We start from the raw sequence: 12,449 nt of genomic DNA, 5'->3' as shown, positions 1-12,449 counted from the left end.
AGAATATCACAGTTCTTCCAGGATGGAACTCCCCGGCTTTGAAACGTTTGAATCCTTCTCCATAGATCATCAGTTTCTGATATATAGATCTCTGGATCAAAGATCGGGGAAGCACGTTCTTCTCAAACTTCTTCGTCAAAAAAACCCTTCTCGCAAAGATATCCAGAAGATTCATCACGACTTTAGAATTTCTAGTTTTGCTAAAGGACCTCGAATTCAGAATTCCTTGGAATTAATTCGACACGAGGACATGCCCGTTCTCGTCATCGAGGACTGCGGTTCCGTTCCTCTCGCGAGAATGTTTCCAAATGGTGTTAATTCTGTTGAGAAATTTTTTGAGATTGCCATGAGTATATCTCTCGCTCTCAAGGAAATTCACGAAAAGAGAATTCTTCACCAAGCGCTTCGTCCCGGAAACATTTGGATTCAACCGGACACCGGAGTCGCAAGAATTACGGATTTCTCATCCGCCACTTTTTCGGGCAAGGACACGTCACCCTCCATTACCCCGGATCTTTCCGCCGAAATTCTTTCCTACATTCCGCCCGAGTTGACCGGAAGACTTTCCAGAGTTTTGGATCTTCGTACGGACTTTTATTCCTTAGGGATCATCTTTTATCAGATGATTACCGGAACTCTTCCCTTCGTCTCCAAGGATAGAAACGAAATTTTACACGCGCATCTCGCGAGAAGACCGGCCCCGGTTCATACCGTTCGGGAAGAATTGCCGGTTTCCATTTCGCTCGTAATATCGAAGTTACTCGAAAAAGATCCGGAACAACGTTATGCGTCCATTAACGGTTTGATATACGACTTGGAACTTTGTCTTCGGGATTTTCAAAACGGAGAAAAGAATTCCGCGTTCGTTCCCGGTTCGAGGGATATTCCCGAACTTACGTTCGATCCTTCCGCGCTCTACGGAAGAGACAGGGAAAAAGCGGTGCTCGAATCCTCTTTGGATAAGGTTTTCCGCGGAGAAACCGGTTTGGTTTTTATCACGGGCGATTCGGGCTCCGGAAAATCCGCGCTCGCCAAATCCTTCTTAAAGAGCATTTCGGAAAGGGGCGGAATCGTAGTTCAGGGAAAGTTCGACCAATATGAAACCTCGGTTCCGTTCGGAGGACTGATTCATTCTCTTCGGGATTTGGTTTCCATCTTTCTTTCCAAACAGGAAAAGGACATCCGAGAATTCAAAAGACTGATTCTGCAATACACGGGAGCCAACGGAAGAATTCTTTTGAATCAGATTCCCGAGTTGGAATTCATCATCGGTCCTCAACCCGAACTCGCGGAACTTCCGCCCGACGAAAATCGAAACCGTTTTTACTTCACTCTGCGCAACTTTATCCGCGCGATCTCGGAACTCAGCCGTCCTCTCGTTCTTTATATGGACGATTTGCAATGGGCCGATCCGGCGAGTTTAAAACTGATCGAAACGTTTTTGATATATTCGAAAATTAAGAATTTCTTATGTATTCTTTCCTTTCGACCCGAGGCGATCGAACCTTCGAGTCCGTTCTCCAGGGTTTTGGAATCTATCGAAAGCAACAAGGTTCCGAGAAGTCAGATCACGATCGATCCTCTCGACGAGGAAAGTATTTATAGAATGCTTCAGGACTTGGCCCCCGGACCTCAGGAAGAGATTCATTCGGTCGCATCCATTCTCCATAAAAAAACGTTGGGCAACCCTTTTGCCGTGGTTCAACTTCTGCGCGCTTCCGAAAAAACGAACTCGATCTCCTACGAATTCGAATTCAAACTCTGGAAATGGGATCTTGAAAAAGTTTCACAGCTTCCGGTTGCGGATAACGTGATCGATCTTTTGTGTCAGAGAATCCGAGAACTTTCCCCCGGCGTTCAGGAACTCTTAGGCGTTTGTTCCTGCCTCGGAGAAAGATTCACTTCGGGATTCATTTCTAAATTACGTTTTTTTGATACTGCAAAACTCAATCAGATTCTCTGGGAGGCCGTTCGAGAAGGTCTTTTGACCCCGTCGCACAATCAGGATCATTCCCTTTTCGAAGAAAGCGTTTCTTCGGAACAGGCCTTCGGATTTTCGCACGACCGGGTTCAACAAGCGGCTTACAGTCTTTTGGAAGAATGGAAACGCAAGGACTTTCATAAAAAAGTCGGGATCGTATTGTTGACGTTACACGGTCCTCATCCGAAAAACCGGGTTTTGTTTCAGATCACGAATCACCTCAACCAGGCGTTGGATTCTATCGAAGAGGACGCGCTTCGCAAGAATCTCACCATGCTCAACTACAAGGCCGGCCTTCAGGCGAAAAGTTCGGGTTCTTACGAAAGTTCTCTTCAATATCTCAACTTCGCATTAAATTCCCTCGATCAGGAAGCGCTCGTCAAAGACCTCGAGTTGTATTCGAACGTGATTTTGGAAACGGCGGAAACCGAATATCTTCTGAACAATTACGAAAGAACGATGCAACTTTTGGAATCATTAGAAAATTTGAATCTTCCAGATCTGCAATACATACGCGCCGACGCGATCCAGGTTCGTCTTTATTCCAAGATGAACAAGGTGGAAAGCGCGGTGTTGGCCGGATTACGCGCGATGAAACGCTTTAAGATCCGGATTCCGTCCTCTCCGCTTCGCGTCACCGCCGTTCTTTTTAAGGAACTTTTTCTTTCTTTGATTTTATCCAAAGGAAAATCGGACCCGGAACTCGTTCATATCAAGGAGAATGGAGAACCGGAATACCAGGCCTTGATCGATCTTTTTGCGGATCTCGGACCTTCTGCGTTCACATACAATCAGAATCTTTTCGCGCTGATCGTATTAAAGATGTTTAATACATCTTTGACCAAGGGAGTTTCCAGAAGCAGTCCGATCGCTTATAGCGGTTACGGAATGATCGTAAACCAAGCCCTCAAAGATTTGGATCAAGCGGTTCGTTATTCGAAATTGGCGATGGATCTCAACGAAAAGATCCCCTTCGATCTCGTTAAGTGGAAGATTCAATACGTCTACGCCGCGTATCTCTGTCATTGGAAACGATTGATCACCCTCGACATAGGATTGTTGGACGACGTTCACAACGGAGCGTTGCAGAACGGGGATATTTTTTACGCGGGATTCAGCATACAAGCCAAGATGCAGAAAAAAATCTTCGCTTCGTATCCGATCGACGAATTATTAACCGACGTCGACAACGCGAGCCGATACTTTACGGCGACGAGGGACGACTTCGCGTTTACGATCGCAAAAAGTTCTCATCAATTCATCAAAGCTCTCGCGGGGAAAACCTCCTCTTCCGATTCGTTGAACGATTCCGAATTTCAATCCGAAGAGTTCGAAAAAAGAATTTTGGAAGATAAGAATTACACCGCGCTTTCTTATTATTATCACGACTTAACCAAACTCTATTACTTCTCGGGACAATTCCTAAAGGCTTTGGAAGCGGGTAAAAAAGGCGAGAAGCTGATTCAGAACGCGTTCGGTTTGATTCCGTTCGCCGAATTTTGGTTTTATTACGGACTTTCCATTCTTTCCAACTTCCACGAATTTTCCTTTTCGGAAAGAATCGTATATTCAAAAAAACTAAAGTTGGTTCTTTCCCATTTCGAAAAATGGAGCAAGGATTGTCCCGAAAACTTCATGGGACTTTTGGAACTTCTCCTTGCGGAAAAGGAACGAGTCAAAGGAAAAATCTCCGAAACGATCGCCGGTTACGAAAAGGCGATCAAACTGTTTCAAGAATCCGGATTCGTCGCTTTTCAAGCCTTGTCCTGCGAAATCGCAGCGAAGTTTCATTATAAAATCGGAAACTTCTCCCTTGGAAATCATTACATCCAAAACTCGATCGATTTTTATTCGAGATGGGGGGCTTCCGTAAAAGTAGCCGAACTGGAGAATCGTTTTTCCAATCGACTCAATCTTTCCCTTTCTCCCGAAGCGATGGGCAGAAAACTCCAAAACCAAACTCCAGATCTCGATCAGGAAATCATATTAAAAACGTATAATCTTCTTTCCGGCGAGATCGTTCTGGACAATCTTTTGAAGAAGCTGATCCAGATCGCGATGGAAACTGCGGGAGCGACCCGCGCGATCTATTTCCATTTACATAATAAAAATCTAATGGTCTTTCTCGCGGGTCAAAGCGGAGACACGGGGATCGTCGTCGAAAATCTTCCCGAGCTTGACGAAACGCAATATCCGGTTTCTTATCTGAACTACGTTTTTAGAACGGGCAAGATGATCTCGACGAGCGGTTTCGATTCTTCCTCGATCAAGGATTTTACGGATCAATACATCAAGGAAAAAAGACCTCAGTCCGTGATTTGTATTCCTCTGGTCCACGCGGGAGGATTGAAGGGAGTTCTTTATCTCGAAAACCAATTGGTCAAGGGAGTGTTCACCGAAAACAGGATTCAAACCCTGGAACTGATCGCGGGACAAGCCGCAATCTCGATCGAAAACGCGAACCTGTACGCGGAACTCGAAGAGAAGGTCGTGGAAAGAACCTCCGAACTCAACAACACGATCAACCTGATTCAAAGAGACCTACTCTACGCACAGAAGATTCAGGATAGAATTCTCCCCAAGCCGGAAGCCACGTTAGGCGGCATTTATGTTCTCACGAAATATATTCCGATGAACGAGGTCGGAGGCGACATCTACGATTACGCGGAGATTTCCCCCGGCAAGGTAAGAATCTTTTTGGCGGACGCGACCGGTCACGGGGTCCAAGCCGCGTTAGTCACCATGTTGATCAAATCTGAATACGAAAGTTTAAAGTATCTCGATCTTCCTCCGGGAGAAGTGATCGCCGAACTGAACAAAGAGATCATCGCGAAATACAGCGCGATCAAATCCTTCTTTAGCTGCCTCATCGCGGACGTGGACACCGAAGAAGGAACCCTTTCCTACTCGGCCGCGGGACATCCGGATCAATTTTTTCTTTCCGGAACCACGATCACAAGATTGTCCAAAAGCGGACCGATCATCGGAATTTCGGAAAAAGTGAAATATCATTCTCAGTTTTTGGAAATCGCAAAAGGGGATAAGTTGTTTTTCTTTTCGGACGGAATCGTTGAGGAATTCAATTCCTTCGAGGAAGAATTCGGCGAAGACAGACTTTTGGAATCCTTACTCAAGGAATCCTCCAAACCCGTACCCGAGATGGTCAAATCTGTTTTTGCGGACGTTCAATCCTTTCTTTCCGGTCAACAAGCGCAAGACGACATCACCTTTCTTTCCGTAGAAATCCTCTAATCGACTTAACAACTTCTTAACTTCGTTTCGGTCTTGTTTAACCGACGCGATCTTGACTCGATCCGCAATCCGTGGTTTACTTTGAGTATCAAAAAAGACGCATACGCGTCGGATTCGGGAATCAAAATATTATGAATTTAGAAACTATGGCCGCCCTTTCTTTGAGCGGTTTGTGTCTCGTTTATCTTGCGTATTCCATCTTCAAACCGGAACGGTTCTAAGGAAATAGTATGGCCACGGAATGGATTCAACTTTCGATCTTTCTTTTTACGATCGTCCTGCTTTCTCCCTTGTTGGGGACGTATTTGTATTGGGTTTTCACCTCGTCCACGACGCTTCGATTCGAATCGATTCTTTACGGAATCTGCGGCGTCGATCCGAACAAAAACATGAACTGGAAAGAATATACGATTTCCCTAATCTTATTCAATCTTTTCGGCTTTATTCTTCTTTTTAGTATATTATTTTTTCAGAATATTCTTCCGTTGAATTCGGGGAACTTTCCGGGACTCGATCCTTATCTCGCCTTGAATACCGCGGCCAGCTTTACGACCAATACGAATTGGCAGGCATACAGCGGAGAAGTTTCTCTTAGCTATTTTTCCCAAAGCGTGGGTTTGACGACTCAGAATTTTGTCAGCGCGGCAACGGGTCTTTGTGTTTTGCTCGTTCTTGCAAGAGGATTCCGCGCCAACTCGAACGGAGAACTCGGAAACTTTTGGAAGGATCTGATTCGCGGAATTCTTTATATTCTATTTCCTTTATCTTTTATTCTCGCGTTGTTGCTTGCGGGGACGGGAGTCGTTCAAACGTTTTCGGATTCGATCACGACGACGACCTTGGAAGGAAACGTTCAAATTCTTCCCCTGGGACCGGCGGCCTCGCAGATCGCGATCAAACAACTCGGAACAAACGGAGGAGGATTTTTCGGAGTCAACAGCGCGCATCCTTTCGAAAACCCGACTCCAATCTCCAACTTCTTGCAGATGATCTCCATTCTACTCTTGCCCGGAGCCTGCGTTTTTTTATACGGAAGAATCGTGGGAAATCTCAAACACGCATGGGTGATCTTCTGCGTTATGTTTTCGATCTTTTCTTTCGGGCTTCTCGCGATTTGGTTTTCCGAATCCTCTTTCAATCCGATCTCAAACTCGTTCGGTTTTTGGGAAGGAAAGGAAGTGCGTTTCGGAATCTTAAACAGTTCGATCTGGGGCGCGGCGACCACGGTGGCGTCTAACGGATCGGTCAACGCGATGCACGACAGTTTTTCTCCGATCGGAGGTTTAGTAGAAATTTTGAATATACAATTAGGAGAAGTTATCTTCGGAGGAGTCGGCGCGGGGATGTACGGAATGATTCTGTTCGTTCTTCTTACCGTCTTTTTAAGCGGAATCATGGTGGGTCGAAGCCCCGAATACCTCGGCAAAAAAATCGAGAAAAGAGAGATTCAAATGTCGATCCTCGGAATTCTTTTGCCGTCCACGGTCATTCTTCTTTTTACCGCGATCTCCGTGAGTTTGCCGGAAGGAACCTCTTCTCTTTCAAACCGGGGACCGCACGGTCTTTCGGAAATTCTATACGCGTTTTCCTCCGGCGCGGGAAACAACGGAAGCGCCTTTGCGGGGTTGAACGTAAACACACCGTATTATAATATTCTAATAGGATTGGCGATGATTCTCGGAAGATTCGGAGTGATTCTTCCCGTGCTCGCAATCGCGGGGAGCTCGGCAGATAAAAAAAGATCCGAGGTTTCGTCCGAAGGAGCGTTTTCCGTGGAAGGCGGAACGTTCTACGTCCTTCTTCTTTCGGTGATCGTAATCGTCGGCGCGCTGACGTTTTTTCCCGTTCTGACCATCGGACCGATACTTGAGCATTTTCTAATGTTACAAGGCAAAACGTTTTAAGGAGAATCGGATGAGCCGCAAATCGAAAGTATTTTTAGAATCCGGAGTTTTTCAGGAAGCCGCGATCCAATCCTTAAAAAAATTGAGCTTCCGTTCCCAGGCAAAGAATCCGGTGATGTTCATCGTTTTTCTGGGCGCGTTATTCACCTCTTGGATCTTCTTCAAGGATTTATACGGAGGAGTCTATTCTTCCTTTAATCTTCAGATCGGTCTTTGGCTTTGGTTCACCGTTCTTTTTGCGAACTTTGCGGAAGCGATCGCCGAAGGAAGAGGAAAGGCGAGAACGGACAGTCTTAAAAAAACGAGAACGAATATTATCGCCAAAAAACTGATCGGAGGGGACATTTCTCCAGTTCCGGGAACTACATTAAGAATCGGTGATATAGTTATCTGCGAAGCGGGAGATTCGATTCCGGGCGACGGAGAAATCATCGACGGAATCGCAAGCGTGGACGAATCCGCGATTACGGGAGAATCGGCCCCGGTCGTCCGGGAAAGCGGAGGAGATCGTAGCGCGGTGACCGGCGGAACCAGAGTGTTAAGCGACAAGATCACGATCCGCATCACCGCCGAACAAGGAAACACGTTCTTGGATAAGATGATCGCGCTTGTGGAAGGAGCCAAACGTCAAAAAACTCCGAACGAAATCGCTCTTACGATGTTGTTGTCCGGTTTATCGTTCGTGTTTTTGATCGCTGTGATCAGCCTTCCCCTCTTTGCGGAGTTCGTCGCAAAAGAAGGAGGTCAACACGCCAATCTTCCGATTCCGATTCTGATCTCGCTCCTCGTATGTTTGATCCCGACCACGATCGCCGGTTTACTTTCCGCGATCGGAATTTCCGGCATGGAACGTTTAATTCGGTTTAACGTAATCTCGAAAAGCGGAAAGGCGATCGAAGCCGCAGGAGATATCGACATTCTTCTTTTGGACAAAACCGGAACGATCACGTTAGGCAACCGCGAAGCGAGAGCATTCTATCCCGCAAGCGGAGTCGACGAAAAATATCTGGCCGACGTCGCGCAACTTTCCTCTCTCGCGGACGAAACTCCCGAAGGAAGATCCATTGTCGTATTAGCAAAAGAGAAATTCGGATTCAGGGAAAGAAATCTTTCCGAGATGGAAGGAGAATTTATTCCGTTCAGCGCATCGACGAAGATGAGCGGAGTCGATTTAAAAAAACAGGGAAGAGTGATCCGAAGAATCCGAAAAGGAGCGGGCGACGCGATTCGAATCTATCTCTACAACTTCAGTCAAAAAATTTCACCGGAGATGGAAGACGTAATCCAAAAGATCGCCCAGAAAGGAAGTACGCCGATCCTTGTCGCCGAAGACAGCAAACTTCTCGGAGTTATCGAACTCAAGGACATCGTAAAGGGAGGTCTCAAGGAACGATTCGCAAGTTTGCGTAAGATGGGAATTCGAACCGTGATGATCACGGGAGACAATCAACTCACCGCCGCCGCGATCGCCGCCGAAGCCGGAGTGGACGACTTTCTTGCGGAAGCGACTCCCGAAACCAAACTCAAAAAAATTCGGGAACAACAAGGAAAGGGTTATCTCGTCGCGATGATCGGAGACGGAACGAACGACGCGCCCGCTCTCGCACAATCGGACGTCGGCGTAGCGATGAACACCGGAACCCAAACCGCAAGAGAAGCCGGAAACATGATCGATCTCGACAGCAATCCGAGCAAACTCATCGAGATCGTGGAAATCGGAAAACAACTTTTGATGACGAGAGGAGCCCTGACCACCTTTAGCATCGCGAACGACGTCGCAAAGTATTTCGCGATTCTACCCGCCCTATTCGGAACTTTCTACGCGTTAGGCGAAACGGACGGTCCGTTATCCGTTCTCAATTTAATGCGACTTGGATCTCCCCAAAGCGCGGTGCTCAGCGCCGTGATCTTCAACGCGCTCGTGATTCCCGCGTTGATTCCTTTGGCGTTAAAGGGAGTAGCCTATAAACCTCTGGGAGCGGACAAAATATTAAAACGAAATCTGACGATCTTCGGTTTAGGCGGGATCGTCACCCCTTTTCTCGGAATCAAACTGATCGACACTGCCTTGGTTTTGTTGGGAATCGCTTAAGGAGAATCTAATGTTAAAAAATGCATCGATCGCAATCAGAACCTTACTCGTTCTTACGTTCCTTACGGGAATTTTTTATCCGATCGTAATCACCGGATTCGCAGAACGTCTTTTCCCTTCCCGTTCGAACGGAAGTCTAATCCGTATCGGCGAGAAAATCGTCGGCTCGGAATGGATCGCACAAAAGTTTACAAAAAACGAATATATTTGGTCCAGACCTTCGGCTTCGGATTATTCCGCGCTTCCCTCGGGGGCTTCGAACCTGAGCGTAACCAGCGCCTCTCTCAAAAATAAAGTCGAGGAAAGAAAAAAATTCCTTCTTGCGGCACATCCCAATCGAACGAGCGTTCCTCCCGATCTGTTGTTCGCCTCGGGCTCGGGATTGGATCCTCATCTCAGCTTGGATGCGGTTCTCTTTCAAATGGATCGTGTCGTGGCGGCGAGAAAACTTACCCCCGAACAAGTTCTTCGGTTTAAAAAAATCGTGGAAGAATCGATCGAAAAACCCTCCTTCGGCTATATCGGCGAGAATCGAATCAACGTTTTACGATTGAACTTGAAATTGGACAGCGAATTCGGAACCATCAAAGAATGACCGACTGGAACGAAAAATCGCGTTTGGACCCGGACGAACTTCTTCGTAAGATTCAAGAAGAGGAAAAGAAAGAAGTTTCCGGAAAGCTGAAAGTTTTTTTCGGGATGGTCGCGGGTGTGGGAAAAACCTACGCGATGTTAAACGCCGCGCGCGCTTTAAAAAAAGAAGGCGTAGACGTCGTGGTCGGTTATATCGAAACACACGGGCGCAAGGAAACGGAAGAACTTCTCGAAGGACTTGAAATACTTCCCCGAAAAAAACTGCAACACAGAGGAATCGAATTCGAAGAGATGGACATAGACTCCATTCTCAAACGAAAACCCGAAGTCGTTTTGGTGGACGAGTTCGCGCACACCAACATTCCGGGAAGTAGACACGTTAAGCGTTATCAGGACGTAATCGAAATTCTCAACCACAGCATAAACGTATTCACGACTTTGAATGTTCAACATTTGGAAAGTCAAGTGGAAGCCGTTGAAAAAAGCGCGCTCGTAAAAATCAGGGAAACCATTCCCGATTCCGTTTTGGACATGGCGGACGAAATCCTATTGATCGATCTTTCCCCGGACGATCTCAGAAAAAGATTGCAGGAAGGCAAGGTCTACGTTGCGGAAAAGGCCGATCTCGCGGGAGATCATTTTTTCAAAAAGGAAAATCTTTCCTTTCTTCGTGAAACCGCTCTCAACTACACGGCGAGACACGTCAATAGCGCGCCCGATTCCACGAAATTCAGGGAAAAAATTCTCGTAGCGATCAACGCGAGCTCCGATTCTTATTCGTTATTACGTTATGCGAAACGTCTCGCATACGAACGAAACGGGGAACTGTTTGCGATCTACAATCAGACAAGGGAGAATCTTTCCAAAGAAAACGTAAGTCAATTGGAAAAGAATCTGAACTTTGCGAGGGAACTCGGTTCTGAAATTCTTTACACGGCGGACGAAGACCTCGTCGAATCCATCCTCAGAATCGCGGAACAAAAAAACATAACGCGTGTCGTATTAGCAAAACGGAATCAATCCTGGTGGAACCGATGGAACTCCACGGTTTCCAAACTTTCCAGAACGAGCACCAACTTCGAACTTTGTCTCGTTCCTTACGATCAACGGCGCGACCTCGGCGAAGAATCGATTCTCGATCGTTTTTTAAGAACCTCGTCCGGCGGAAAACAATACGTAGCTTCTTTCGCATTGATTCTTTTGGCCACTTCGCTAAGTCTCTTTTTGGAACCGATCACTGGTTATTGGAGTATCTCGTTTTTATATCTCTTTTTCGTTTCGGCGATCGGTTCCTTTTTTTCCAAAGGGCCCACCATTCTCGCGGGTTTGTTATCCGGAATCTTTTGGGATTTTTTATTCATCCCGCCGAGATACACTTTTTTTATCGAAAAGCTGGAAGACGTTTTGATGTTCGGTTCCTTTTTGTTCATATCGATCATCATAGGCAACGTCACTTCTCGTTTGAGACAAAAGGAAAAAACATTGGTCAACCGGGAACTTCGTTTAACAACGTTGTACGATCTTTCCAAAGAACTGGGGCACGCGCGGGAAATCCGGCAGATTTCCGAAATCGGAGCGGAGAATTTAAAAAAGGTTTTTCAAACCGACGTAACGATCCTCTTGGAAAATCAGGGAAGCATCGATTCCAATTCCTCCCGAGCGGGAAATTTTTTTCCGGACGCGAAAGAAACCGCGGTCGCAAACTGGGTTTATAAAAACAAAACTCCGGCGGGAAAATTTACGGACACTCTTCCCTTGTCTTCGGGAACGTATTTCCCGATGGTCGCCCCCGGAAAAATCATAGGAGTCGTCGGAATCGTCCTCGGCGAAAGACTCAACTTGGATCAGGAAAATCTTTTGCTCACGATGGGAAATCAAATCGCACTCGCACTCGAAAGAGAATTGTTATCCGAAGAAACGAGAACGAGATACTTGGCCAATCAATCCGAAAGGTTATACACGATCATCTTCAATTCGCTTTCGCACGAACTCAAAACTCCTCTGTCCACGATCCGAGGAGCGGTGACCGCTTTGATGGAACCGGAAATCGGAGCGGCGGAAGAAGCGCGCAACGAATTGTTAAACGAAATCAACGAAAGCAGTATGATCCTCAACCTTCTACTCGGAAATCTTTTGGACATGAGCCGATACGAATCGGGCTTTTTAAAGTTGAGAATGGACTGGCACGATCCTTCCGATCTCGTTCACGTCGTCGTTCGACGACTCAGACAAACCGTAAAAAACAGTCGTTGTGTGATCCGATTGCCGGAGAATCCGATTCCGACTTGGATGGATTTTACTTTGATGGAACAGGCGCTTTTTAACGTCGTATTCAACGCGGTTCAAATTTCTCCCGAAGGTTCTCCCGTATCCATAGAACTTATATGCAAAAAAGATAAAATGCAATACTTCGTGGAGGACAACGGACCCGGAATCCCCGAGGAAGAACTTGAAAAAATCTTCGAGAAATTTTATAGAAGTAAGAATCAATCTCATGTGGGAAGCGGGCTCGGACTTTCCATCAGCAAGTCCATCGTGGAAACGCACGGAGGAACCTTGATCGCGGAAAATAGAAAGGAAGGAGGAGCCAGATTTTGTATAGAGATTCCCGTAAAGCCCGGTTGAT

At 46.5% G+C, this 12,449-nt stretch carries 6 protein-coding genes; all 6 read left to right on the top strand.

The annotated features are described in order from the left end of the window. Positions 1 to 22: 22 nt before the first annotated feature. The 6 genes from LEP1GSC052_RS20150 to LEP1GSC052_RS20125 all read left to right on the top strand — a co-directional run bounded on the left by LEP1GSC052_RS20150 (position 23) and on the right by LEP1GSC052_RS20125 (position 12,448). The gene (locus tag LEP1GSC052_RS20150) at positions 23 to 5,233 is read left to right on the top strand and encodes a trifunctional serine/threonine-protein kinase/ATP-binding protein/SpoIIE family protein phosphatase (protein ID WP_020986197.1); all 5,211 of its coding nucleotides are present in this window, start codon (positions 23 to 25) and stop codon (positions 5,231 to 5,233) included. A 131-nt stretch (positions 5,234 to 5,364) separates the two neighbouring features. Then, a complete protein-coding gene (locus LEP1GSC052_RS20145; RefSeq protein WP_040913224.1) occupies positions 5,365 to 5,454 on the top strand; it encodes a potassium-transporting ATPase subunit F in 90 nt (29 codons plus the stop codon). Positions 5,455 to 5,463: 9 nt separating this feature from the next. After that, on the top strand, positions 5,464 to 7,137 hold the full coding sequence (kdpA, locus tag LEP1GSC052_RS20140; protein WP_010575868.1) for a potassium-transporting ATPase subunit KdpA: 1,674 nt from the start codon (positions 5,464 to 5,466) through the stop codon (positions 7,135 to 7,137). A gap of 10 nt (positions 7,138 to 7,147) precedes the next feature. Further along, entirely contained in the window at positions 7,148 to 9,229 is a 2,082-nt protein-coding gene (kdpB, locus tag LEP1GSC052_RS20135) for a potassium-transporting ATPase subunit KdpB (protein WP_010575869.1), read from the top strand. 10 nt (positions 9,230 to 9,239) lie between these two features. After that, entirely contained in the window at positions 9,240 to 9,824 is a 585-nt protein-coding gene (gene kdpC / locus LEP1GSC052_RS20130) for a potassium-transporting ATPase subunit KdpC (RefSeq protein ID WP_010575870.1), read from the top strand. Further along, the gene (locus tag LEP1GSC052_RS20125) at positions 9,821 to 12,448 is read left to right on the top strand and encodes a sensor histidine kinase (RefSeq protein ID WP_020985561.1); all 2,628 of its coding nucleotides are present in this window, start codon (positions 9,821 to 9,823) and stop codon (positions 12,446 to 12,448) included. The genes kdpC and LEP1GSC052_RS20125 overlap by 4 nt, the downstream gene beginning before the upstream one ends. Position 12,449 lies beyond the last annotated feature (1 nt).

The sequence above is a fragment of the Leptospira kmetyi serovar Malaysia str. Bejo-Iso9 genome (genome assembly GCF_000243735.2).
GTDB classification, from domain to species: domain Bacteria; phylum Spirochaetota; class Leptospiria; order Leptospirales; family Leptospiraceae; genus Leptospira; species Leptospira kmetyi.
The sequence above is the reverse complement of the archived record's forward strand: the minus strand, read 5'-3'. Positions and strand labels throughout refer to the sequence as shown.

Excerpts from the sequence above, each read along its gene's own strand:
- LEP1GSC052_RS20125 (WP_020985561.1), top strand. The coding sequence starts at position 9,821 with ATGACCGACTGGAACGAAAAATCGCGTTTGGACCCGGACGAACTTCTT.
- kdpB (WP_010575869.1), top strand. The coding sequence starts at position 7,148 with ATGAGCCGCAAATCGAAAGTATTTTTAGAATCCGGAGTTTTTCAGGAA.
- kdpA (WP_010575868.1), top strand. The coding sequence starts at position 5,464 with ATGGCCACGGAATGGATTCAACTTTCGATCTTTCTTTTTACGATCGTC.
- LEP1GSC052_RS20150 (WP_020986197.1), top strand. The coding sequence starts at position 23 with ATGGAACTCCCCGGCTTTGAAACGTTTGAATCCTTCTCCATAGATCAT.
- LEP1GSC052_RS20145 (WP_040913224.1), top strand. The coding sequence starts at position 5,365 with ATGAATTTAGAAACTATGGCCGCCCTTTCTTTGAGCGGTTTGTGTCTC.
- kdpC (WP_010575870.1), top strand. The coding sequence starts at position 9,240 with ATGTTAAAAAATGCATCGATCGCAATCAGAACCTTACTCGTTCTTACG.